The following is a 22,424-nucleotide window of genomic DNA, read 5'->3' as shown; positions in this document are numbered from 1 at the left end:
GGTTACTTGTTCTCCGAATCGGTGGGACGGGCGTGGCTGACGGCGGGCTCGTTGCCGCCGAGCAGCAGGTACAGGACCGCCATGCGGGTGTGGACGCCGTTGGCGACCTGCTCGACGACCGTGCAGCGGTCGGAGTCGGCGACCTCGGCGGTGATCTCCATGCCGCGCACCATCGGGCCGGGGTGCATGACGATGCCGTGCTCGGGCATCTTGGCCATGCGCTCGCCGTCGAGCCCGTAGCGCCGCGAGTACTCGCGCTCGGTCGGGAAGAAGGCGGCGTTCATGCGTTCGCGCTGCACACGCAGCATCATCACCGCGTCGGACTTCGGCAGCACGGCGTCCAGGTCGTACGACACGTCGCAGGTCCAGTGCTCGACGCCGACCGGGAGCAGCGTCGGCGGGGCCACCAGGGTGACCTCGGCGCCCAGCGTGTGCAGCAGGTCCACGTTGGAGCGGGCCACCCGGCTGTGCAGCACGTCGCCGACGAGGGTGATCCGCTTGCCGGCCAGGTCCTGGCCGAGCGCGTCCTTGCCGACCAGGCGGCGGCGCATGGTGAACGCGTCGAGCAGCGCCTGGGTGGGGTGCTGGTGGGTGCCGTCACCGGCGTTGATGACCGGGGCGTCGATCCAGCCGGAGGTGGCCAGGCGGTAGGGGGCACCGGACGCGCTGTGCCGGATGACGACGGCGTCGACGCCCATCGCCTCCAGGGTCTGCGCGGTGTCCTTCAGGGACTCGCCCTTGGAGACCGAGGAGCCCTTGGCGGCGAAGTTGATGACATCGGCCGACAGGCGCTTCTCGGCGGCCTCGAAGGAGATCCGGGTGCGGGTGGAGTCCTCGAAGAACAGGTTGCAGATCGTCCGGCCGCGCAGCGCGGGGAGCTTCTTTATCGGCCGGTCGGAGACGCGGGCCATCTCCTCGGCGGTGTCGAGGATGAGGACGGCGTCGTCGCGGGTGAGGTCGGCGGCCGAGATGAGGTGACGCATCATCTGGGGGTTCTCCAGGTGTGGTGGAGGTTTGGGCATGCGGGCGCGCAGAAGCAGGCCGTACGGGTCCGGGTGGGCCGTACGGAGTCGTGTGGGGCCTACTGCTCGCCGGCCGGGGCGGTCTGCTTGACACCGAGCAGCACGGCGTCGCGGCCGTCCTCCTCGGCGAGCTGGACCTTGACCGTCTCCCGCAGCGACGTGGGGAGGTTCTTGCCGACGTAGTCGGCGCGGATCGGGAGTTCGCGGTGGCCGCGGTCGACGAGGACCGCGAGCTGGACGGCGCGGGGGCGGCCGATGTCGCCGAGCGCGTCGAGGGCGGCGCGGATGGTGCGGCCGGAGAAGAGGACGTCGTCGACGAGGACGACCAGGCGACCGTCGACGTCGCCGGGGATCTCGGTGCGGCCGAGCGCCCGGGCGGGCTTCATCCGCAGGTCGTCGCGGTACATGGTGATGTCGAGGGAGCCGACCGGGGTCTTGCGCCCGGTGATCTCCTCCAGCTTCACGGCGAGCCGCTCGGCGAGGAAGACGCCGCGGGTCGGGATGCCGAGGAGCACCACGTCGTCGGCGCCCTTGGCGCGTTCGACGATCTCGTGGGCGATACGGGTCAGGACGCGGGCGATGTCGGGGCCTTCGAGAACGGGCCGCGCCGCATCGGGGTGCGCCGGATCCTGCTGGTTCTGCGGGTGCTGCGTGTCCATATGAAACGGACCTCCTTCTCCGCCTCACGGGACGGACCTTAAAGGACGTCGGAATTGCGTCACCAACGGTACCAGGGGCCGGGAGGCACCCAATACCGGGCCATCACTCGAACGGGTGAGTGCGCCCGACGAATCGCCGTGACCTGTATGGCCCGGCCCACGCGGAGCCTGTCACTCCTCCGGGGCGAGGGTGTGGACCATTCGGCTTGACGCGGCCAAGTAACGCTGCGTAACCTCACAGTGAGTTACAGCCGCGCGGCGGAGCCGCACGTTGTCACAGCGTCCGGGGAGCTATATGTCCAGCGAATACGCAAAACAGCTCGGGGCCAAGCTCCGCGCCATCCGCACCCAGCAGGGCCTCTCCCTCCACGGTGTGGAGGAGAAGTCCCAGGGCCGCTGGAAGGCCGTCGTGGTCGGCTCGTACGAGCGCGGCGACCGTGCCGTGACCGTACAGCGCCTTGCCGAGCTGGCGGACTTCTACGGCGTTCCGGTGCAGGAGCTGCTGCCGGGCACCACGCCGGGCGGGGCCGCCGAGCCGCCGCCGAAGCTGGTCCTCGACCTTGAGCGCCTCGCACACGTCCCGCCGGAGAAGGCGGGCCCGCTGCAGCGTTACGCGGCGACCATCCAGTCGCAGCGCGGCGACTACAACGGCAAGGTCCTCTCGATCCGCCAGGACGACCTGCGCACCCTTGCCGTGATCTACGACCAGTCCCCCTCGGTGCTGACCGAGCAGCTGATCAGCTGGGGCGTCCTTGACGCGGACGCGCGCCGTGCGGTCGCCCACGAAGAGGGCTGACGCCCCTTCAGCAGAAACGTGCCGTCGGGTCCGGTGGGAGCACTCCGCTCCCACCGGGCCCGACGGCGTTTTCGCGTATGGGGCGCGGGGATGCCGAAGGGCCCGCAGCACACGTGGTGCTGCGGGCCCTTCGTAGGCCTTTGCCTGCGACGCTAGTCGCGGCGCAGGCTCGGCTTGAGGTCCTTGAAACGGGCGAGCAGCCCGTTCACGAACGCCGGCGAGTCATCCGTGGAGAACTCCTTCGCCAGCTGGACGGCCTCGTCGATGACGACCGCGTCGGGCGTCTCGTCCTCCCAGACGAGCTCGTACGCACCGAGCCGCAGGATGTTCCGGTCGACGACCGGCATCCGGTCGAGCGTCCAGCCCACCGCGTACGTGGAGATGAGGTCGTCGATGCGGTCCACGTGGCCCGCGTACCCCTCGACGAGCTGCATCGTGTACTCGGCGACCGGCGGCTGACGGTCGTCGGACCGCGAGTGCCGCACCCAGTCCGCGAGGACCGTCTGCACGGACTCACCGCGCTGGTCGGCCTCGAAGAGGATCTGGAAGGCGCGCTTGCGGGCCTTGTTCCGGGCAGCCACGGTTAGCTGTTCACCCGGCCGAGGTAGTCACCGGTGCGGGTGTCGACCTTGATCTTCTCACCGGTGGTGATGAAGAGCGGGACGCCGATCTCGTAACCGGTCTCCAGGGTGGCCGGCTTGGTGCCGCCGGTGGAGCGGTCGCCCTGGACGCCCGGGTCGGTGTGCTGGATGACCAGCTCGACGGCGGCGGGGAGCTCGACGTAGAGCACCGCGCCCTCGTGCTGCGCGACCGAGGCGGTGAAGCCCTCGATCAGGAAGTTGGCGGCGTCGCCGACAGCCTTGCGGTCGACCATCAGCTGGTCGTACGTGTCCATGTCCATGAAGACGAAGTACTCGCCGTCCATGTACGAGAACTGCATGTCGCGGCGGTCGATGGTGGCCGTCTCGACCTTCACACCGGCGTTGAAGGTCTTGTCGACCACCTTGCCGGAGAGCACGTTCTTGAGCTTGGTGCGCACGAAGGCCGGGCCCTTGCCGGGCTTGACGTGCTGGAACTCGACGACGGACCAGAGCTGGCCTCCGTCGAGCTTGAGCACCAGGCCGTTCTTGAGGTCGTTCGTGGAAGCCACGGTTGCGGAATCTCCTGGACTGAAAGCTGGTGGACGACCGAGGGTACGCACACGAGGCACGTACGCGTGCTAGAGCGCTAGCAGCTCCTTGGTCGTGATGGTGAGTAGCTCGGGGCCGCCGTCCGCCTCGGGGCGTACGACGAGCGTGTCATCGATCCGGACGCCGCCCCGGCCCGGGAGGTGGACCCCCGGTTCGACGGTGACCGGCACGCAAGTCTCCAGTTTACCCATGGCTCCAGGTGCGAGCTGCGGCTCCTCGTCGATTTCGATCCCGACGCCGTGTCCGGTGAGCGGTCCGAAGGCCTCCGCGTGACCCGCCGAGTCCAGCACCTGGCGGGCCGCGCGGTCCACCGCGCGGTACTCGGCGCCCGGTACGAGGGCCTCCCGGCCGGCCCGCTGGGCTGCGAAAACGGCGTCGTACAGCTCGATCTGCCAGTCGGCGGGGGTGGTGCCGATCACGAACGTACGGCCGATCTCGCAGCGGTAGCCGCGGTAGGTGGCGCCCAGGCAGACCGAGAGGAAGTCGCCCTCCTCGACCCGTCGGTCGGCCGGACGGTGGCCCGCCCGGCCCGAGTTGGGGCCGGTGCCGACCGAGGTCATGAAGGCGGGCCCGTCCGCGCCGTGGTCGACCAGGCGGCGCTCCAGTTCCAGGGCGAGATGACGCTCGGTGCGGCCGACCAGGATCGACTCCAGGAGCTCGCCCAGGGCCTGATCGGTGATCTCGGCGGCGATGCGCAGGCAGGCGATCTCGTCCTCGTCCTTGACCAGGCGGCGCTGCTCGACCGCGCCGCCCAGGTCGCCCAGGAGCAGCCGGGGCGCGACCGAGCCGAGCGCGCGGTGGCGGGCCACCGACAGGTGGTGCTCCTCCACGGCCAGCGAGTCGGCGCCGCTGGTCTGGGCGAGGTCGGCGGCCGCGACGGCGGGGTCGCCGCCGGGGGCGGGCAGCACGGTGAGCCGGAGCTGCTCGTCGAGGTGCCCCTCGATGAGGTCGCCCGACGGCGTGCGCGGGCACAGCAGCACGTCCTCGGCCGGGCCGACGAGCAGGACCGCGCCGGGCGGGGCGCCGCCAGCGAGGTAGCGGACATTGGCCGGGCGGGAGACCAGCGCGGCCGCGCTGCCCGCGGCCGCGCAGCGGTCCCGCAGCCAGCCGCGGCGCACCGCGAACACCTCTGACATGCCCCGAGCGTATGAGCGGGGCGCCGGGTCGGCCGTTCCAGCGCGTCCGACCGGGGGCCGGGTTACCAGCTCGGCGGGCTCGCGATCGTTCTGGCCAGGACGTCGTCCAGGAGACGGGCCGTGGTGGGCACGTCGTACTGGGAGTTGTCGATGATCGGCAGGCCCGAGCCGTACCAGCCGGCCATGCGGCCGTGGATGCCGGCCACCTCCTCGTCCGAGAGGCGGCGGTTGCCGCTGCGCTCCGCGTTGCGTTCCAGGACCACTTCGAGGCCCGGGAGCAGCACGACCGGCAGCAGGCCCGGGCCCACGTGCCGCTTCCAGCCGCCGAGGCCGACGACCGGCCGGTCGGGGAACACCGCGTCGTCGAGGATGCAGGAGATGCCGTTGGCCAGGAAGTTGCGCGCGGCGAAGCCGCAGGTGCGGCGGGCCAGGCGGTACTGGGCCTCGGAGTGGTCGTTCCAGCCCGACTGGGGGTCGGCGAACCCCGAGCACACCCATTCGCGCACGTCGTCGAGGCTGATGTGGGCGGTGGGCACGCGGCGGTGCTGCGCCCAGTACCGGGCCACGGTCGTCTTGCCTGCTCCGGCGGGGCCGATGAGGAGCACCGCGAGCGTGGTGGCGCCGGTCCCCTCGGGCGCCTGCGGGATCGGGACCGGGCCGCCGGGCGGCAGCGCGACGTGCCCGGTGGTGTCCCGGGACGGCGGGCGGGCCGAGGCGTGCTGCGGGGCGGGCCCGTGCCAACCCTGGCCGGGCGGCTGCTGGGTGCCCGCCGTGTGCGGGGCTCCCGGGTGATGGGCCGGGGCGGGCGGCGACTGCGGGTGGGCCGGGAGCTGGGCGGTCGCGGGCCCGGAACCGGGCGGGGGCCCGGGCTGGTAGGGCGGGGCGCCCGGCGCGGGCGGGGGCGCGCCGGGGCGCAGCGGAGCCGTCGCCTCCGGCTCGATCGGCTGGGCCCAGTCGTGCGGGGGCTGCCCCGGGGCGTGGGGCGGCGGCAGTGGAGCCCCCCCTGCGTGCTGCATCCGGTGCCACTCCGTCTCGTACAGGCAACTGGCGCTGGTCGGGCGCCCGTCGGTGTGGGGCGGCCCGGTGCAGAACCGTACCTCTCCCGGCCGCCACAGTGTGAACGGCCGGGGAGCGGCGACAGTGCCCGTCAGCCGAGTTCGTCCGCCAGTTCGTCGGCGAGCGCGCGCAGCGCCAGGCGGTAGGAGCCGATGCCGAAGCCCGCGACGGTGCCGGTGGCTACGGGTGCGATCACCGAGGTGTGGCGGAATTGCTCACGGGCGTACGGGTTCGAGATGTGGACCTCGATGAGCGGCGCGGTCCGCTGGGCGGCCGCGTCGCGCATTCCGTACGAATAATGGGTGAAGGCGCCCGGGTTGATGACGACCGGAATCCGACCGTCCGCAGCCTCGTGCAGCCAGCGGATGAGCTCGCCCTCGTCGTTGGTCTCGCGGACCGAGACCTCGAAGCCGAGCTCCTTGCCGAGCGCCTCGCAGACCTCGACGAGGCCCGCGTAGGTGGTGGCGCCGTACACGTCGGGCTCGCGCGAGCCGAGGCGGCCCAGGTTGGGGCCGTTGAGGACGAACACCCGCCGGGTCATGCGGAGACCTCGCCGTAGGCGGCGAGCAGCACCGACGGGTCGGGGCCCTCCAGGACGGTCGGCTTGGCGAGGCCGTCCAGGACGATGAAGCGCAGCAGGTTGCCGCGGGACTTCTTGTCCAGCTTCATGTTCTCCAGGAGCTTGGGCCACTGGTCGCCGCGGTAGGTGAGCGGCAGGCCGACGGACTGCAGGATCGCGCTGTGCCGGTCCGCCGTCGCGTCGTCCAACCGCCCTGCCAGACGGCCGAGTTCGGCCGCGAAGACCATGCCGACGGAGACGGCCGCGCCGTGCCGCCACTTGTAGCGCTCGTTCTTCTCGATGGCGTGGGCGAGGGTGTGGCCGTAGTTGAGGATCTCGCGCAGGCCCGATTCCTTGAGGTCGTTGGAGACCACTTCGGCCTTGACCCGGATGGAGCGCTCGATGAGCTCGGCGGTGTGCGGGCCCTCGGGGGTGCGGGCGCCGGCCGGGTCGGACTCGATCAGGTCGAGGATGACCGGGTCGGCGATGAAGCCGGTCTTGATGACCTCGGCCATGCCCGACACGTAGTCGTTGACCGGCAGCGAGTCGAGCGCGGCCAGGTCGCACAGGACGCCGACGGGCGGGTGGAACGAGCCGACGAGGTTCTTGCCCTCGGCGGTGTTGATGCCGGTCTTGCCGCCGACGGCCGCGTCCACCATGCCGAGCACGGTGGTCGGCACCGAGATCCAGCGCACCCCGCGCAGCCAGGTCGCGGCGACGAATCCGGCGAGGTCCGTGGTGGCGCCGCCGCCCACGCCGACGACGACGTCGGTGCGGGTGAAGCCGGACTGGCCGAGCGCCTTCCAGCAGTAGGCGGCGACCTCGGCGGTCTTGGCCTCCTCGGCGTTCGGGACCTGGATGGCGATGGCCTCGTAGCCCTCGGCGGCGAGGTCCGCGCGGATCTCGTCACCGGTGCCGGCCAGGGCCTCCGGGTGGATGATCGCGACCCGCTTGGCCCGGTCGCCGATGAGTCCGGCCAGTTCGCCCAGCAGGTTGCGGCCGACGAGCACTTCGTACGGGTCAGTGCCGGCGGCGCCGCCGACCTGGATCCGGGTGGGTGCCTGCTCCGTCATGCGTCCTTCAACTCCAGTGCGTCGAGGACCGCCTGGGCGACCTCTTCGGGGGTGCGCTCGTCGGTCGCGACGACCGCACGGGCGACTTCGGTGTACAGATGGCGCCGCGCGTCCATCAGCTCGCGCCACTGCCGGCGCGGGTTGACAGCGAGCAGCGGGCGGGCGGTGTTCAGGCCGACGCGCTTGACCGCCTCCTCGACGTCCATCGAGAGATAGACGACGGGGTACGGCGCGAGCAGTGCGCGGGTGTCGGCGTCGAGGATCGCGCCGCCGCCGAGGGCGAGCACGCCCGTGTGCTCGGCGAGCGCGGTGCGTACCGCGTCCCGTTCGAGCGCGCGGAAGTGCGGCTCGCCGTCCTCGATGAAGATGTCCGAGATCGCGCGGCCCTCGGCGGCCACGATGTCGGCGTCGGTGTCCCGGTAGGGCGCGCCGAGCCGCTCGGCGAGCAGCGCGCCCACGGTGGATTTGCCCGAGCCCATCGGCCCGACCAGGACGACCAGCGGTCCGGTGCTCACCGGATCTGCAGGTGGTCGAGGTAGGACTCGACGTTGCGGCGGGTCTCGGGGACGCTGTCGCCGCCGAACTTCTCGGCGACGGCGTCCGCGAGGACGAGCGCGACCATGGCCTCGGCGACGATGCCGGCGGCCGGCACGGCACACACGTCGGAGCGCTGGTGATGGGCCTTGGCGGCCTCGCCGGTGGCGACGTCGATGGTGGCGAGCGCGCGCGGCACGGTCGCGATGGGCTTCATCGCGGCCCGTACCCGCAGCAGCTCACCGGTGGTCAGGCCGCCCTCGGTGCCGCCGGAGCGGCCGGAGGTCCGCCGGACGCCCCCGGCCGTGTTCACGATCTCGTCATGTGCCTGCGAACCGGGCACCCGGGCCAGGCCGAAGCCGTCACCGACCTCGACGCCCTTGATCGCCTGAATGCCCATCAGGGCGGCGGCGAGCCGGGCGTCCAGACGCCGGTCCCAGTGCACGTGCGAACCGAGACCGACCGGCACGCCGTAGGCGAGCACCTCGACGACCCCGCCGAGAGTGTCGCCGTCCTTGTGGGCCTGGTCGATCTCGGCGACCATCGCCTTCGACGCGTCCGCGTCCAAACAGCGCACCGGGTCGGCGTCCAGCCTCTCGACATCGGCGGGGGTCGGGTAGAGCCCGTAGGGGGCCCTGGCCGCGGCCAGCTCCACCACATGGGAGACGATCTCGATGCCGGCCGTCTCCTTCAGGTAGGAGCGGGCCACCGCCCCGAGCGCGACGCGGGCCGCGGTCTCCCGGGCGCTGGCGCGCTCCAGGATCGGCCGGGCCTCGTCGAAGCCGTACTTCTGCATGCCCGCGAGGTCGGCGTGGCCGGGCCTCGGACGGGTCAGCGGGGCGTTGCGGGCCAGCTCGGCGAGGACCTCCGGCGCCACCGGATCGGCCGACATGACCTGCTCCCACTTGGGCCACTCGGTGTTCCCCACCATGATCGCGACCGGCGAGCCCATCGACAGGCCGTGCCGCACGCCACCGAGGAAGGTCACCTCGTCACGCTCGAACTTCATACGGGCGCCGCGCCCATAGCCCAGCCGCCGCCGGGCCAGGTGGTCGGCCACCAGCTCCGTGGTGATCGGCACGCCGGCGGGAAGACCCTCCAGCGTCGCGACAAGTGCGGGTCCGTGGGACTCCCCAGCGGTCAGCCAACGCAACCTGCTCAACGGTGCTCCTCGTTGCTCGCGCGTCCTGGTACTCCGACGGCGCGGCCGGGGTGCGCGGCCCTGGCCCGCCACCCCTGATCCTCCCATGGCCGGAGCGATGACCCGGCGGGAGGTCCATCAGACGGACGTGAAACCCCCTCCGGTGCCCTCTATCGGGCAGCCAGCGCCGCCTCGCCGGCCTTGCGCATGGCGTCGAGCGGGGCCGTCGGGCACCCCGTCATCTGCTCGACCTGGAGCACCGCCTGGTGCACGAGGAGGTCCAGTCCGCCGACGACCGCTCCCCCGCGCCCCGACCAGGCGGCCGCGAGCGCGGTCGGCCAGGGCTCGTACAGGACGTCGAAGAGGGTGCCGGGACGCTCGGGGACGGCCTCGGCCAGCGCGTCGGTGGTGCCGGCCGGGGTGGTCGCGATGACCAGCGGCGCCGCGAAGGCGTCCGCGGCCCGCGACCAGTCGGCGGTGCGGACGTCGACGCCGAGCCGTTCGCCCCAGCCGCGCATCTCCTCGGCCCGCGCCTCGGAGCGTACGTACGCCGTGACCTGGCCGGTGCAGATGCGCGCGAGCGCGGCGAGCGCCGAGGAGGCGGTCGCGCCCGCGCCGAGGACGGCGGCGGAATCGACCCGGGTCACTCCGCGCTCGCCCAGGGCCGCGATCATGCCGGGGATGTCGGTGTTGTCGCCGAGGCGGCGGCCGTCGTCCGTGAAGACGACGGTGTTGACCGCCTCGACCGAGGCCGCCGTCGCGCTGACCGCGTCGAGCAGCGGCATGACCGCCCGCTTCAGCGGCATCGTGAGCGAGAGGCCGGCCCAGGATGTGTCGAGGCCCGCGAAGAAGCGGGAGAGATCCGCCTCGCCGACCTCGAACCGGTCGTAGGACCAGTGGCCGAGGCCGAGTTCGGCGTACGCGGCCCGGTGCAGGACCGGGGAGAGCGAGTGCGCGATGGGCGACCCGAGCACGGCCGCCCGTCGCGCGCCCTCACTGGCCGGACTGGGCATTGAACTCTTCCTTCAGCTTGTTGAACTCGGTCAGGGTCTTGGCGAATTCGGTCTTCTTCTCGCCGTCGGTGGCCACGAAGTACATCCAGCCGTCGCCCGTCGGGTTCAGCGCGGCGGCCAGCGCGTCGGTGCCGGGGTTGCCGATCGGTCCGGGGGTCAGGCCCCGCCACTTGTAGGTGTTGTACGGGTCCGGGTTGCTGTTGATCTCGGACAGGCCGATCTTGATGTTGCTCTTGCCCGTGAGGTAGTTGTACGCCGAGTCGAACTGGAGCTTCTGGTTGGTCTGGGTGTTGTCCGGCTTGAGGCGGTTGTAGACGACCTCGGCCATCTTGCGGAAGTCGTCGTGCGTCTTGCCCTCGGCCTGCACGAGGCTGGCCACGGTGATGAGCTGCCAGGGGCCGTCCAGGTTGAGCTTCTTGGCCTCGGTGGCCAGGTCCTGCTTGCCGTACTCGGAGCTGGCCCGGTTGACCATCTTCTTCAGTACGTCCTCGGGCTTCATGCCCTTGGCGACCGGGTAGCTCGCCGGGTAGAGGAATCCTTCCAGCGGGTCCTTGACGTTCTTGTGGCCCTTGGCCCAGTCGGGCAGACCCATGCTGTTGGCGTTCTTGAGCGCGATGTCCTTGGTCGTGCCCGGGCGCAGGCCGAGCCGGGTGTCGATCTCCCCGTAGACCCAGGAGTTGCGTTTGCCTTCGGGAATGATGAGGGAGTTGCGGCTGCTCGGATTGAGCATGAGCTTGACCGCGTTGGCCGCGGACATGCCCTTCTTCATCGTGTAGGCGCCGGCCTGGATCGTCTTGCCCTTGGGGTCGTCGTTCTGGGCCTGGACGAAGGCGTCGATGCTCTTGACGACACCGGCCTGCTTGAGGAGCTGGCCGATCTCGGAGCCGCCCGCACCCGTCGGGATCTCGACGGTGACGGTCTCGCTGCTGCCCTCGCCCACGTAGTCGGGGGCCGCGCCGAACTTCTTCTGGTAGAAGTCGTAGCCCACGTAGCCGACGCCCCCGACGCCGACGGCGAAGACCACCGCGAGGACCAGGCAGGCGCGCCCGCTCTTGCCCTTCTTCTTGGTCTTGCCGCGCCGGTCGCGGCCACCGCCGCCGGTGCCGCGGCGGGACTCGCGCGGATCGTCGTCTTCGCGTTCGCCATCATCGGCGCCGGTGAAGAACGGGTGGTTCTCTTCCTGCGGCTCGGCGTCCCACTCACCGCCCTGCTCCGGCACCTCGGGCACGGCCGGCGCCGTCCGCTGGCCGGGCGGCTGCGGCGGCGGATACGCCTCGGGGGTGCTGTAGAGGTCGTGGCCCTCGTCGGCGTAGCCGTTGTTGTACGGGTCGGGCTGCTGGCCCGCGTACGGCATGGCGGCCTGCTGGCCCGTGGTGGTGTCCCAGCCCCCGCTCCCGTTGTACTGCTGGGGCTGTGCCGCGTACTGGTCCGCGTACTGCGGCTGGGGGTAGCCCTGCTGGGGCTGTTCGGCGTAGCCCTGCTGGAACTGTTGCTCGGCGTACTGCGGCTGCGGCGCGTACGGGTCCTGCGGCTGCTGCGGGTAGTACTGCTGCTGAGGTTGCTGCTGGTACTGCTGCTGCGGCTGCTGCTCGTGGCCGCCGTACGGAGCCTGCTGACCGGAGGCAGCCTGCTGCGCTCCCCACCCCTGGTCCCCGTAGAGGGGATCCTCCGGGTGCCACGGTTCGGAGCCTGCGCCCCGGCCATACTCAGTCATCGGTCCCCTAGAGCCGCGAGGCATCCGGACGGTCCGCCTCTTTTGCTGTGCGGTGACTGTTCGAATGCCTCCGCATCGGCCGGAACGTTACCGTATCGCGATCAGATAACCACTTCGACGCCTTCGCCGGGAGCGTTACCTGACACCCGTTCGGCCTCAAGCGCGTTCTGAAGAATGATCACGGCGGCTGCCTGGTCGATGACGGAACGTCCCTTCTTGGACTTCACCCCGGAGGCGCGCAGCCCCTGACTGGCCGTCACCGTCGTCATCCGCTCGTCGACGAGCCGCACCCCGATCGGGGCGATGCCGCGTGCCAACTCCTGGGTGAACAGGCGGACTTTGGCCGCCGCCGGGCCCTCGCCCCCGTTGAGGGAGCGGGGCAGTCCGACGACCACCTCGATCGGCTCGTACTCCGCCACGAGCTGCCGCAGCCGCCGGTGAGCGGCCGGGACGTCGCGTCCCGGCACGGTCTCCACCGGCGTGGCGAGCACCCCGTCGGGGTCGCACGAGGCGACCCCGATCCGGGCGTCACCGACATCGATCGCCAGTCGGCGTCCTCGGCGCATCAGGCACCTGCCCGATTGTTCGCTTCTCCGACCGCGCGGCGCAGAGGTGCGGGCGTCATCGTCAGCTGCGGCCCGGCGGCCGCGCGCTCGTCGCTCACGAGATCTCAGCGACCTGGCGCTCGACGGCGTCCATCGCGTCGCCGATCGCGTCCGGGTTCTGGCCGCCGCCCTGGGCGACGTCCGGCTTGCCGCCACCGCCGCCGCCGAGGGTCTTGGCGGCGGTGCGGACCAGCTCGCCGGCCTTGAGACCGCGCTCGCGGGCGGCCTCGTTGGTGGCGATGACCGTGACCGGACGGCCGTTGGCCGTGGTGAACAGCGCGACCACGGCCGGGCGGTCGCCGGGGATGCGGCCGCGCACGTCCAGGACCAGCTTGCGCAGGTCGTCGGCGGAGGTGCCGTCCGGCACCTGGCCCGTGACGAGCGCGGTGCCGCGGACGTCCTTGGCGGAGTCGACCAGACCCGCGGCAGCCTGGAGCACCTTCTCCGCGCGGAACTTCTCGATCTCCTTCTCGGCGTCCTTCAGCTTGCCGAGCATGGTGGAGATCTTCTCCGGCAGCTCCTCGGAACGGCCCTTGACCAGCTCCTGGAGCTGGGCCACGACCGTGTGCTCGCGGGCCAGGAAGTTGTACGCGTCCACGCCGACCAGCGCCTCGATGCGGCGCACGCCCGAGCCGATGGACGACTCGCCGAGCAGCTTCACCAGGCCCAGCTGGGCGGTGTTGTGGACGTGAGTGCCGCCGCACAGCTCCTTGGAGAAGTCGCCGATGGTGACGACGCGGACCCGCTCGCCGTACTTCTCGCCGAACTCGGCGATGGCGCCCTGCTTCTTGGCCTCGTCGATCGACATGACCTCGGCCTGCACGTCCAGTTCGCGGGCGAGCACCTCGTTGATCTTCTGCTCGACGTCGGTGAGGACCGTGCCGGGAACGGCCGCGGGCGAACCGAAGTCGAAGCGGAAGCGGCCCGGCGAGTTCTCGGAGCCGGCCTGGGCGGCCGTCGGGCCGAGCGCGTCGCGCAGCGCCTGGTGGGTGAGGTGCGTCGCGGAGTGGGCGCGGGCGATCGCGCGGCGGCGCTTGGTGTCGATGGCGGCGTACGCGGAGGCGCCGACCGTCACCTCGCCGACCTGGACGACACCCTTGTGCACGTGGACGCCGGGGACCGGCTTCTGCACGTCGCGGATCTCGATGACCGCGCCGGTGTCGAGCTTGATCCGGCCCTGGTCGGCGAGCTGGCCACCGCCCTCGGCGTAGAAGGGGGTGCGGTCGAGGACGACCTCGACCTCGTCGCCCTCGGTGGCGGCGGGCGAGGGCACGCCGTCGACGAGCAGGCCGACGATGGTCGACTCGTTCTCGGTGGAGGCGTAGCCGGTGAAGTCGGTCGCGCCGGAGGCGTCGGCCACCTCGCGGTAGGCGGACAGGTCGGCGTGGCCGGTCTTCTTGGCGCGCGCGTCGGCCTTCGCCTGGTCGCGCTGCTGCTTCATCAGGCGGCGGAAGCCGTCCTCGTCCACGGAGAGGCCCTGCTCGGCGGCCATCTCCAGGGTGAGGTCGATCGGGAAGCCCCAGGTGTCGTGGAGCAGGAACGCCTTGTCGCCGGCCAGGACCGTGCCGCCGGTGGCCTTGGTCTCGGTGATGGCGGTGTCCAGGATGTTGGTGCCGCCGCGCAGCGCCTTGAGGAAGGCGGCCTCCTCGGCGAGGGCGACCGTCTCGATGCGCTTGCGGTCGGTGACGAGCTCCGGGTACTGCTGGCCCATCGTCTTGATGACGACGTCGATCAGGTCCTGGACGACCGGGCCGGTGGCGCCCATGAGGCGCATGTTGCGGATGGCGCGGCGCATGATGCGGCGCAGCACATAGCCGCGGCCCTCGTTGCCCGGGGTCACGCCGTCGCCGATGAGCATCACGGACGTACGGATGTGGTCGGCGACGACGCGCATCGAGACGTCGGACTCGTGCTTGTCGCCGTAGCGCACGCCCGTCAGCTCGGTGGCCTTCTCCATGACGACGCGCAGGGTGTCGGTCTCGTACATGTTCTGCACGCCCTGCAGGATCATCGCGAGGCGTTCGAGACCGAGACCGGTGTCGATGTTCTTGGAGGGCAGGTCGCCGAGGATCGGGAAGTCCTCCTTGTTCTCCCCGGCGCCGCGCTCGTACTGCATGAAGACCAGGTTCCAGATCTCCACGTACCGCTCGTCGTTGACGGCCGGGCCGCCCTCGGCGCCGAACTCGGGGCCGCGGTCGTAGTTGATCTCGGAGCAGGGGCCGCACGGTCCGGGCACGCCCATGGACCAGAAGTTGTCCTTCTTGCCCAGGCGCTGGATGCGCTCCTTCGGCACCCCGACGACCTCGTGCCAGATGCGCTCGGCCTCGTCGTCGTCGAGGTAGACCGTGATCCAGAGCTTCTCGGGCTCCAGGCCGTAGCCACCGTCCGCCACGGAGCTGGTGAGCAGCTCCCAGGCGTACTTGATGGCGCCTTCCTTGAAGTAGTCCCCGAAGGAGAAGTTGCCGCACATCTGGAAGAACGTGCCGTGCCGGGTGGTCTTGCCGACCTCTTCGATGTCCGGGGTGCGCACGCACTTCTGCACGCTGGTGGCGCGCGGCGCGGGCGGCTTGGTCTCACCGAGGAAGTACGGCTTGAAGGGGACCATGCCCGCGTTGACGAGCAGCAGAGTCGGGTCGTCCGCGATGAGCGACGCCGAAGGGACGACGGTGTGCCCGCGCTCCTCGAAGAAGCTCAGCCAGCGGCGGCGAATCTCGGCCGACTCCATCAGTGGTCCTCATTCCGGTTGAACGAATGCTTGGTGTGCTGCTGTTGTGTGGTCTCGATGGCGACGAAGCGGCGCTGCGCGGGAAGTTCGCGCGGCGGCTCGCTCTCGCCGATGCCCAGGACGTCGTTGAGTTCGGCCTCGCGCTGCGCCATGCCGGACTTGATGTCGAGGGCGAAGTCCTTGAGCCGGTGGCCGGCCTCGACCGCCTTGTCGGCGGTGCGCGCGGCCAGGCTCTCCGGGGTGAGCTGTTTCAGCTTCCGGTTGACCTTGGTGGTGGCCCAGACTCCGGCGGCCGCGCCCGCGGTGAACCAGAACGTACGGCGGAACATCGCAGCGTCAGCCCTTTCGCTTGGAGCGCCGCGCGGACGGCACGGTCCGCCCGACGATCACGTTACGTCGGCTCTCCCGGGCGGGCACATCGGCGGGGGCGGCGCCCTTGCGGCCGATCGCCCGGCGCACCCCGTACCCGAAGGCCGCCACCTTCACCAGCGGGCCTCCGAAGGTGGAGGCGACGGTGGTGGAGAGCGCGGAGGCGTTGGAGGTGACCTCCTGGACGTCCGACGCGATGGCGTCGACCCGGTCGAGCTGGGTCTGTGCCGAGCGCACCGCGGTGGAGGCGTCCGCGAGCAACGGGACGGCCTGGTCGGTGACGTCCGCGACCAGTTTGGTCGTCGCCTTCAGCGTCTGGGCCAGCCTCACGAGAACGACCGCGAGGAAGGACACCAGGATCGCCCAGAAGACGGCCACCAGGATCCCGGCCACCTCTCCACCGGACACTTGCACCGCTCCCCGCAACCCGTCGGAACTCGAAAACCTCGAAAAAGGTAGTCCTCCGACCCTATCGCGCCGGGGATGGCTTCCCGTACCGCATTCCGGGCGGCCACAAGCGGAGCGGCGCAACCCGATTGTACGCAGTGCATACCCTTGAGTACGCCGCGTGTTCCATGCGCTCCCACCTGCCCGCAGAGTTGAACCGTTTCGTCGGGCGAGACCGAGAACTGGACCGTCTGGACCGACTGCTCGGCGAGGCGCGCATGGTCACCGTGACCGGCGTCGGCGGGGTCGGCAAGACTCGTATCGCACTGCGGGCCGCGGCCGCCGCGGCGGAGCAGGAACGGTACTGCGACGGGGTCCGCCTGATCGAGCTGTCCGCTCTGAACGATCCGGGCCTGCTCGACCACGCGGTCGTCGAGGCGCTCGGCCTGACCGACCACACGGCGAGACCGCCGCGCCGGCTGCTGCTCGACCACCTCGCCGACCGCCAACCCCTGCTGGTGATCGACGGGTTCGAGCAGTTGGTGGACTCCTGCGCCGAGCTCTTACGCGAGCTGCTGCGCGCCTGCCCGGGCCTTCGGGTCCTGGCGGCGGGGCGGCTGCCGCTCAGGATCGACGGCGAGCAGGTGTTCACGCTGGCCCCGATGTACGACGAGGACGCGCTGCGGCTCTTCACGGAGCGCGCGGCCGGCGGCCGGGCCGGCGAGCGGCCGGCCGAGGGGCACGAGGCGGCCGCCGCCGAGCTGTGCCGCCGGCTCGACGGGATTCCGCTGGCCCTGGAGCTGGCGGCCGGCCAGCTCGGGACGCTGTCGGTGGAGCAGTTGCTGCACCGACTGGACGACCGCTTCCGGCTGCTCACCGGCGGCGGGCGCGGGGCGCTCCCCCGCCACCGGACGCTGCGCACGACCATCGGCTGGAGCCACGAACTGTGCACGGCGGCGCAGCGGCTGCTGTGGGCGCGGCTCTCCGTGTTCGCCGGAGCCTTCGACCTGGAGGCCGTCGAGTACATCTGCGTGGGCCCCGATCTGCCGCCGGCGGAGGTGCTCGACGTCCTGGGCGAGCTGCTCGACCAGTCGGTGGTGACGCGCGAGGGCGGCCCCTTCGGCATCCGCTACCGGCTGCTCGACACGGTCCGCGAGTACGGCGGCGAGTGGCTGGCGGCGACGGGCGACGCGGACCGGCTGCACCGGCGCCACCGCGACTGGTACCTGGGGCTCGCCACCTGGTGCGAGCTGGACTGGTTCAGCCCCCGCCAGGCCGAGGTGGCCGCGCGCGTGGAGAGCGAACTGCCCAATCTGCGCGCCGCGATGGAGTTCTCGCTCGGCTCGCCCGAGGACGCGCACCTGGCCCAGTACCTCGCGGCCACGCTCTGGTTCTACTGGGCCGGCTGCGGGCGCCTCGCCGAGGGGCGGCACTGGCTGGCCCAGGTGCTGGACGCCGAGAGCGGGCACGACAGTTCACGTCTCAAGGCGCTGTGGGTGCTCGGCCATGTGGCGGTGCTGCAGGGCGACGCGGTGGCGGCGATCGCCGCGCTGCAGGAGTGCCGCGAGGAGGCCGAGCTCTGCGGCGATCCGGTGGCCGCGGCGTACGCCGCGCACCGCACGGGCTGTCTGGCCCTGGTCACCGACGACATGCCGCGCGCCGAGGAGCTGCCGCGCGAGGCCCTCGCCGGGTACGACGAGGTCGGCGAGCTCAACAGCAATGTGCTGATGGGCCAGGTCGAGATGGCGATGGCGGTGGGTTTCCGGGGCCGTCTTGAGGAGGCCGTCTCGGTGTGCGAGCAGGTCGTGGAGATCTGCGAGGACCACGGGGAGCGCTGGGCGCGCGCCTACGCGCTGTACGTCCTGGCGTACGCGGCCTGGTACGGCGGCGATCCGGAGCGCGCGCAAGGGCTGCTCCGGGAGACGCTCGCGGTCAACCACGCCTTCCACGATCTGGTGGGCACGGTGCTCACCCTGGAGATGCTGGCGCTCGTCGAGGTGGGCACCGGGGATCCGGCGGAGGCGGCCGTCCTGCAAGGGGCCGCCGAGCGGATCTGGCCATCGGTGGGCCTGCCCCTGTTCGGCTCGGCGTACTTCTACGCGGCGCACGTCCTCTGCGAGGAGCGGACCAGGGAGCGGCTCGGGGACACGGCGTACGAGGAGCACCGGCGGCTCGGCGCCCGCCTCGACACGGACGCCGCGGCGGCCCGGGTGCTGGGTCAAGTGACCGACGGCGTACGGGAGTTGGCGCCCGGATGTGAGGGGCAGCCGCACGAGGGGGCCGCACATGCGAAAGCCCGCCGCCTCCCGCTCCGTGCGGAGCGGGGGGACGGCGGGCTGAAGCGCTGAGGCTCCGGTGTTACGCCTGGATCAGCGGGCGTAGTACTCGACGACGAGCTGCTCGTCGCAGATGACCGGGATTTCCTTGCGGTTCGGGTCGCGGTCCAGGCGGAAGGCCAGGGCCTTCAGGTTCACCTGGAGGTAGCGCGGGGTCTCGCCCTCGCCGGCGTAGCCACCCTCGCGGGCAACCTGGAAGGGGACCTTCTCGCGGCTGCGCTCGCGGACGGTCACGACGTCGTCCGGACGGACGCGGAACGACGGCTTGTCGACCTTGCCACCGTTGACCTGGATGTGACCGTGCACGACCATCTGGCGGGCCTGGTAGATGGTGCGGGCGATGCCCGAACGCAGAACCAGGGCGTCGAGGCGACGCTCAAGCTCGACGACCAGCGCCTCGCCCGTCTTGCCTTCGGCCTTCTTGGCGCGGTCGTAGGCACGCGCCATCTGGCGCTCGCTGATGTCGTACTGGGCGCGCAGACGCTGCTTCTCAAGCAGACGGACCTTGTAGTCCGAGTTCTGCTTGCGGCCACGGCCGTGCTCGCCCGGCGGGTAGGGGCGGGCCTCGAAGTACTTGACGGCCTTCGGCGTCAGCGCGATGCCGAGCGCACGAGACTTCTTGACCTTGGGACGCGACTGGTTAGGCACGTTCTCCAAACCTCCATGGTTGGGTTAGGTTAGGCTCACCTTACTCAAGGAGATCGCATGTCGCGTCCGGGGAACACCAGTCACATCACGGACAGCACGAAGAAGGCCGACCTTGCTCCCACAGGAGGGGTCGACTCCACCAGCCCCCAGTCGAAGCATGGGGCCGGGCACGTGACGGAGGTCCGATCAGATCGTGGTCAGCCGCGTCCCAGCGGACTTGAAATCGCGCGGATGCCGTCAGCAGCCGAGCGCACACGAACTCTCGTACATAGTACCTGCTCGGCGGTGCTGCTCGTACCCGGCCTTGCCGGGGCCCGCCCGGAGCAGCTGACGGCCGACGTCCGCAGCGTCGGTCCGGACGGCGACCTGTTCCTGGACTTCCCCGCCGATTCCCCGGCCGTACGGGCCGCAACGCACGCCCAGGACGACGAGGTCCGGGCCGTCCTGGAGATCACTGACGTGGCTCCGGTGTCCGTCCCCCACCGTATCCGGGGCCGGGCCTGGGTCTCCGGCTGGCTGACCCGGGTGCCGGGGCAGGCGGGCCCGGGCCGCATGATGCTCCGCCTCGAAGTCGGCGACGCCTACGTGGACGACCTGTGGGGCGCGAGCGCGGTGGCCCCCGAGGACTTCGCCCGGGCAGCGCCCGATCCCCTCGTACGGCACGAGACCGAGCTGCTCCAGCACCTCGACTCCGCGCACGGCGAGCAGGTGCGGCTGCTTTGCGGGCTCGTGGAGCGGGAGGGGGTGGCCAGGGTCACCCCGCTGGCGCTCGACCGCTTCGGCCTGCGAGTACGTTTCGGCCGGACCGACGGCCACACCTTCGACGCGCGGTTCGACTTCCCCGATCCGGTGGGGGACATCACGGCCCTGCGCCGCGCGATGCACCAGCTCTTCGAGGCGGCGGCCGGGTAGTCCCCACCCCGCCCCTTCCCGCTGTGACACTCTGCGGCTCCGCCGCGTGGCCTCCGAGGGTGGGAGTGAGCTGAGGTCCGTTCCGGGGGCGCTGCCTCCGGGCCACCGCTCCTCAAACGCCGGAGGGGCTAGATGTGGTCGGTTTTCCACTGCGGGCCGTGGCTGGCTGGTCGCGCAGTTCCCCGCGCCCCTGGCAGGTTGGTCCTGGCCGGCACCGGCATCTTCAGCCCGTCCGGCGTTTGAGGACGAGCGCCCTTAAGGCGCGATTGGGGTCTGGGGCGGAGCCCCAGGAAACGACCACCGGGCCGCACCCGAACGACAACCCCCGGAGGGTTCGGGAAGGGGCGGGGTGGGGGCTAGTCCTGGGCCCGGCCCAAACGTTCCCGCACCTTCTCCACCACGTCCGCGTACCGCGCCTCCGCTCCGTAGCGCGTCGGCTCGTAGTAGCGCCGGTCCGCCACCGCGTCCGGGGCGTACTGCTGGGAGGCGATCGCGCCCGGCACGTCGTGCGGGTAGACGTAGCCCTGGGCGTGGCCGAGCTTGGCCGCGCCCTTGTAGTGGCCGTCCCGCAGGTGCGGCGGAACGGGGCCCGCCAAGCCCTTGCGGACGTCCTCCATCGCGGCGGCGATCGCCGTCGTCGCCGAGTTGGACTTCGGGGCGAGCGCGAGGGCGATCGTGGCGTGGCTCAGCGTCAGGGCCGCCTCGGGGAAGCCGATCAGGGCAACGGCCTGAGCCGCCGCCACCGCCGTGGGCAGCGCGGTCGGATCCGCCAGACCGATGTCCTCGCTCGCGGAGATGATCAGGCGCCGGGCGATGAAACGGGGGTCCTCGCCCGCTTCGATCATCCTGGCCAGATAGTGCAGCGCCGCGTCCACGTCCGAGCCGCGGATCGACTTGATCAGGGCGCTCGCCACGTCGTAGTGCTGGTCGCCGCCCTTGTCGTACTTCACGGCCGCCCGGTCGACCGTCTCCTCCAGCGTCTGGAGCGTGATCTCCTGCTCCGACTTGGCGAGCGCGGAGCCGGCGCCCGCCTCCAGGGCGGTCAGCGCCCGGCGCGCGTCGCCGCCCGCGATGCGCAGCAGGTGGGCCTCGGCGTCCGAGGGCAGCGTGACCGCGCCGCCCAGACCTCGCTCCTCGGTGAGCGCTCGCTGGACGAGCGCCTTCAGGTCGTCGTCGGTGAGCGGTTCGAGGGTGAGCAGGAGGGAGCGGGACAGGAGCGGGGAGATCACCGAGAAGTACGGGTTCTCCGTCGTCGCCGCGATCAAAGTGACCCAGCGGTTCTCGACCGCGGGGAGCAGCGAGTCCTGCTGGGCCTTGGAGAAGCGGTGGATCTCGTCGAGGAAGAGGACGGTCTCCTTGCCGAAGCCGCCGATCGCGCGGCGCGCCCCGTCGATGACCGCGCGGACTTCCTTCACCCCGGCGGTGATCGCCGAGAGCTCGACGAACCGCTTGTTGGTGGCCTTGGAGACGACGTACGCGAGCGTCGTCTTGCCGGTGCCCGGCGGGCCCCACAGGATCACCGAGGACGGTCCGGCCGGGCCGCCGGCGCCCTCCCCCACCAGGCGCCGCAGCGGCGAGCCCTGCTTCAGGAGGTGCTGCTGGCCGACCACCTCGTCGAGGACGCGCGGGCGCATCCGTACGGCCAGAGGGCTGCCCGCCGGGTCTTTCTCCTGGCGGTCCTCTGCGGCTGCGGTGAACAGGTCGGGTTCCACGTCAAGAACCCTATGTCACGGCACTGACAACGCCGCCGGAGCCGGAAGGACCCAGGTCAGCTGGTCCAGAAGTCCCACCAGCGGGTCAGGATCAGCATGCCGATGACCCCGATGTGCAGCGCCGGAAGCACCCAGGTGAACTCGGACAGGAACTTCTTCGCCCACGCCGGCGCCGGCAGCAGGCCCTTGCGGAGATTGAACGACGTCACGTACCAGAACATGAAGATCGTGGCGACCCACGCCAGGCAGCACCACAGGCAGAGCGAGTTGATCCGGTACAGCGACTCGAACTGGAGCCAGCTGCAGAATCCGACGCCGAACAGCGTGCCCGCGTTGAAGGTCAGCCAGTACCAGCGGCGGAACCGGCCGCCCGCCAGGATGCTCATGCCGACGCAGATGACCATGCCGTAGGCGACCAGACCCAGCATCGGGTTCGGGAAGCCGAAGGCGGCCGCCTGGTCGCTCTTCATGATGTTGCCGCAGGACACGACCGGGTTGAGGCTGCAGCCCGGCACGAAGTTCGGGTTTTCGAGCAGCTTGAACTTGTCGAGCGTGATGACCCAGGCCGCCACCAGACCGGCCACGCCGGTGATCACGAGCAGCCAGGCGAAGGCGCGGCTGCCGCCGACCGCCCCCTCGCTGCTCACCTCTCGGTGTCCGGAGTCGGAGGAGACGTCGTCAAGTGTTGTGGTCATAGCGCCGGTCCGTCATCCCGTCATCGTGGTTGCCTGTGCTGCCGCCGCCTCATTCTGCCGCACGGGCGCACTGTCCACCGTTCGATGGACATAAGAAGGTCCGCACGAGGGTGCCTGAGCCGACGCCTCCGCGGGACGCTCT

22 protein-coding genes are annotated in these 22,424 nt (G+C 71.1%); 3 read left to right on the top strand and 19 right to left on the bottom strand.

All coding sequences use genetic code 11. The features are described from left to right. Nucleotides 1-2: 2 nt before the first annotated feature. Together OHA17_RS32515 and pyrR are read right to left on the bottom strand one after the other, a co-directional pair. Complete coding sequence (locus OHA17_RS32515; protein WP_053724512.1) at nucleotides 3-986, bottom strand: aspartate carbamoyltransferase catalytic subunit; 984 nt, start codon at nucleotides 984-986, stop codon at nucleotides 3-5. A gap of 95 nt (nucleotides 987-1,081) precedes the next feature. Beyond that, the gene (gene pyrR, locus OHA17_RS32510; RefSeq protein WP_398881827.1) at nucleotides 1,082-1,681 is read right to left on the bottom strand and encodes a bifunctional pyr operon transcriptional regulator/uracil phosphoribosyltransferase PyrR; all 600 of its coding nucleotides are present in this window, start codon (nucleotides 1,679-1,681) and stop codon (nucleotides 1,082-1,084) included. Between the two features lie 295 nt (nucleotides 1,682-1,976). On the opposite strand from pyrR, the gene bldD reads away from it, so the two are divergent. Further along, entirely contained in the window at nucleotides 1,977-2,477 is a 501-nt protein-coding gene (gene bldD / locus OHA17_RS32505) for a transcriptional regulator BldD (protein WP_014044812.1), read from the top strand. 152 nt (nucleotides 2,478-2,629) lie between these two features. Here the strand turns inward: bldD and nusB are convergent, their stop codons facing one another. From nusB to OHA17_RS32435, 14 genes are all read right to left on the bottom strand, one after another. After that, complete coding sequence (gene nusB, locus OHA17_RS32500; RefSeq protein WP_189962228.1) at nucleotides 2,630-3,058, bottom strand: transcription antitermination factor NusB; 429 nt, start codon at nucleotides 3,056-3,058, stop codon at nucleotides 2,630-2,632. A 2-nt stretch (nucleotides 3,059-3,060) separates the two neighbouring features. Then, nucleotides 3,061-3,627 carry an elongation factor P gene (efp, locus tag OHA17_RS32495; RefSeq protein ID WP_406509458.1) on the bottom strand — a complete coding sequence of 189 codons (567 nt, stop codon included), beginning with the start codon at nucleotides 3,625-3,627 and terminating at the stop codon, nucleotides 3,061-3,063. Nucleotides 3,628-3,696: 69 nt separating this feature from the next. Further along, the gene (locus OHA17_RS32490; protein WP_406509457.1) at nucleotides 3,697-4,803 is read right to left on the bottom strand and encodes a M24 family metallopeptidase; all 1,107 of its coding nucleotides are present in this window, start codon (nucleotides 4,801-4,803) and stop codon (nucleotides 3,697-3,699) included. A 62-nt stretch (nucleotides 4,804-4,865) separates the two neighbouring features. Then, nucleotides 4,866-5,819 carry an AAA family ATPase gene (locus tag OHA17_RS32485; protein ID WP_406509456.1) on the bottom strand — a complete coding sequence of 318 codons (954 nt, stop codon included), beginning with the start codon at nucleotides 5,817-5,819 and terminating at the stop codon, nucleotides 4,866-4,868. 131 nt (nucleotides 5,820-5,950) lie between these two features. Then, on the bottom strand, nucleotides 5,951-6,400 hold the full coding sequence (gene aroQ / locus OHA17_RS32480) for a type II 3-dehydroquinate dehydratase (RefSeq protein ID WP_406509455.1): 450 nt from the start codon (nucleotides 6,398-6,400) through the stop codon (nucleotides 5,951-5,953). Further along, nucleotides 6,397-7,491: a 3-dehydroquinate synthase gene (gene aroB, locus OHA17_RS32475; protein ID WP_053724518.1), complete on the bottom strand. Its 1,095-nt coding sequence runs from the start codon at nucleotides 7,489-7,491 to the stop codon at nucleotides 6,397-6,399. The genes aroQ and aroB overlap by 4 nt, the downstream gene beginning before the upstream one ends. Next, nucleotides 7,488-8,006, bottom strand: coding sequence for a shikimate kinase (locus tag OHA17_RS32470; RefSeq protein ID WP_398881836.1), 519 nt, complete (start codon nucleotides 8,004-8,006; stop codon nucleotides 7,488-7,490). Before OHA17_RS32470 ends, aroB begins: the two co-directional genes overlap by 4 nt. Next, nucleotides 8,003-9,187: a chorismate synthase gene (aroC, locus tag OHA17_RS32465; RefSeq protein ID WP_406509454.1), complete on the bottom strand. Its 1,185-nt coding sequence runs from the start codon at nucleotides 9,185-9,187 to the stop codon at nucleotides 8,003-8,005. Before aroC ends, OHA17_RS32470 begins: the two co-directional genes overlap by 4 nt. A gap of 149 nt (nucleotides 9,188-9,336) precedes the next feature. Continuing rightward, nucleotides 9,337-10,179 carry a shikimate dehydrogenase gene (locus OHA17_RS32460; RefSeq protein ID WP_406509453.1) on the bottom strand — a complete coding sequence of 281 codons (843 nt, stop codon included), beginning with the start codon at nucleotides 10,177-10,179 and terminating at the stop codon, nucleotides 9,337-9,339. Further along, a complete protein-coding gene (gene mltG, locus OHA17_RS32455; protein WP_406509452.1) occupies nucleotides 10,160-11,893 on the bottom strand; it encodes an endolytic transglycosylase MltG in 1,734 nt (577 codons plus the stop codon). Before mltG ends, OHA17_RS32460 begins: the two co-directional genes overlap by 20 nt. Before the next feature lie 101 nt (nucleotides 11,894-11,994). Next, complete coding sequence (gene ruvX / locus OHA17_RS32450; RefSeq protein WP_398881844.1) at nucleotides 11,995-12,459, bottom strand: Holliday junction resolvase RuvX; 465 nt, start codon at nucleotides 12,457-12,459, stop codon at nucleotides 11,995-11,997. Nucleotides 12,460-12,553: 94 nt separating this feature from the next. Then, nucleotides 12,554-15,223 (bottom strand): alanine--tRNA ligase, encoded by a 2,670-nt coding sequence (alaS, locus tag OHA17_RS32445; protein WP_406509451.1) that lies wholly within the window; start codon nucleotides 15,221-15,223, stop codon nucleotides 12,554-12,556. Continuing rightward, complete coding sequence (locus OHA17_RS32440) at nucleotides 15,223-15,552, bottom strand: DUF6167 family protein (RefSeq protein WP_406509450.1); 330 nt, start codon at nucleotides 15,550-15,552, stop codon at nucleotides 15,223-15,225. Before OHA17_RS32440 ends, alaS begins: the two co-directional genes overlap by 1 nt. Nucleotides 15,553-15,559: 7 nt before the next feature. Beyond that, nucleotides 15,560-16,000 carry a DUF948 domain-containing protein gene (locus OHA17_RS32435; protein ID WP_053723652.1) on the bottom strand — a complete coding sequence of 147 codons (441 nt, stop codon included), beginning with the start codon at nucleotides 15,998-16,000 and terminating at the stop codon, nucleotides 15,560-15,562. 167 nt (nucleotides 16,001-16,167) lie between these two features. Between OHA17_RS32435 and OHA17_RS32430 the strand changes: the two genes are divergently transcribed. Continuing rightward, nucleotides 16,168-18,327 carry an ATP-binding protein gene (locus tag OHA17_RS32430; protein WP_406509449.1) on the top strand — a complete coding sequence of 720 codons (2,160 nt, stop codon included), beginning with the start codon at nucleotides 16,168-16,170 and terminating at the stop codon, nucleotides 18,325-18,327. Between the two features lie 21 nt (nucleotides 18,328-18,348). Here the strand turns inward: OHA17_RS32430 and rpsD are convergent, their stop codons facing one another. Further along, a complete protein-coding gene (gene rpsD / locus OHA17_RS32425; protein ID WP_053723667.1) occupies nucleotides 18,349-18,963 on the bottom strand; it encodes a 30S ribosomal protein S4 in 615 nt (204 codons plus the stop codon). Between the two features lie 231 nt (nucleotides 18,964-19,194). Here rpsD and OHA17_RS32420 point away from each other — a divergent pair, with 231 nt between their 5' ends. Continuing rightward, a complete protein-coding gene (locus OHA17_RS32420; RefSeq protein WP_406509448.1) occupies nucleotides 19,195-19,875 on the top strand; it encodes a DUF2470 domain-containing protein in 681 nt (226 codons plus the stop codon). A gap of 356 nt (nucleotides 19,876-20,231) precedes the next feature. On the opposite strand, the gene OHA17_RS32415 is transcribed toward OHA17_RS32420, so the two are convergent. Continuing rightward, nucleotides 20,232-21,587 (bottom strand): replication-associated recombination protein A, encoded by a 1,356-nt coding sequence (locus OHA17_RS32415; protein ID WP_398881853.1) that lies wholly within the window; start codon nucleotides 21,585-21,587, stop codon nucleotides 20,232-20,234. 56 nt (nucleotides 21,588-21,643) lie between these two features. After that, nucleotides 21,644-22,282 (bottom strand): vitamin K epoxide reductase family protein, encoded by a 639-nt coding sequence (locus OHA17_RS32410; protein ID WP_406509447.1) that lies wholly within the window; start codon nucleotides 22,280-22,282, stop codon nucleotides 21,644-21,646. Between the last annotated feature and the right edge of the window lie 142 nt (nucleotides 22,283-22,424).

The sequence above is a fragment of the Streptomyces sp. NBC_00212 genome (assembly GCF_045206365.1).
In the GTDB taxonomy this organism is placed as follows: Bacteria; Actinomycetota; Actinomycetes; order Streptomycetales; family Streptomycetaceae; genus Streptomyces.
The sequence above is the reverse complement of the archived record's forward strand: the minus strand, read 5'-3'. Positions and strand labels throughout refer to the sequence as shown.

Coding starts and splice junctions, on each gene's coding strand:
- OHA17_RS32515 (WP_053724512.1), bottom strand. CDS start 986: ATGATGCGTCACCTCATCTCGGCCGCCGACCTCACCCGCGACGACGCC.
- pyrR (WP_398881827.1), bottom strand. CDS start 1,681: ATGGACACGCAGCACCCGCAGAACCAGCAGGATCCGGCGCACCCCGAT.
- bldD (WP_014044812.1), top strand. CDS start 1,977: ATGTCCAGCGAATACGCAAAACAGCTCGGGGCCAAGCTCCGCGCCATC.
- OHA17_RS32490 (WP_406509457.1), bottom strand. CDS start 4,803: ATGTCAGAGGTGTTCGCGGTGCGCCGCGGCTGGCTGCGGGACCGCTGC.
- OHA17_RS32485 (WP_406509456.1), bottom strand. CDS start 5,819: ATGCAGCACGCAGGGGGGGCTCCACTGCCGCCGCCCCACGCCCCGGGG.
- aroQ (WP_406509455.1), bottom strand. CDS start 6,400: ATGACCCGGCGGGTGTTCGTCCTCAACGGCCCCAACCTGGGCCGCCTC.
- aroB (WP_053724518.1), bottom strand. CDS start 7,491: ATGACGGAGCAGGCACCCACCCGGATCCAGGTCGGCGGCGCCGCCGGC.
- OHA17_RS32460 (WP_406509453.1), bottom strand. CDS start 10,179: ATGCCCAGTCCGGCCAGTGAGGGCGCGCGACGGGCGGCCGTGCTCGGG.
- mltG (WP_406509452.1), bottom strand. CDS start 11,893: ATGACTGAGTATGGCCGGGGCGCAGGCTCCGAACCGTGGCACCCGGAG.
- ruvX (WP_398881844.1), bottom strand. CDS start 12,459: ATGCGCCGAGGACGCCGACTGGCGATCGATGTCGGTGACGCCCGGATC.
- alaS (WP_406509451.1), bottom strand. CDS start 15,223: ATGGAGTCGGCCGAGATTCGCCGCCGCTGGCTGAGCTTCTTCGAGGAG.
- OHA17_RS32440 (WP_406509450.1), bottom strand. CDS start 15,552: ATGTTCCGCCGTACGTTCTGGTTCACCGCGGGCGCGGCCGCCGGAGTC.
- OHA17_RS32430 (WP_406509449.1), top strand. CDS start 16,168: ATGCGCTCCCACCTGCCCGCAGAGTTGAACCGTTTCGTCGGGCGAGAC.
- OHA17_RS32420 (WP_406509448.1), top strand. CDS start 19,195: ATGCCGTCAGCAGCCGAGCGCACACGAACTCTCGTACATAGTACCTGC.
- OHA17_RS32410 (WP_406509447.1), bottom strand. CDS start 22,282: ATGACCACAACACTTGACGACGTCTCCTCCGACTCCGGACACCGAGAG.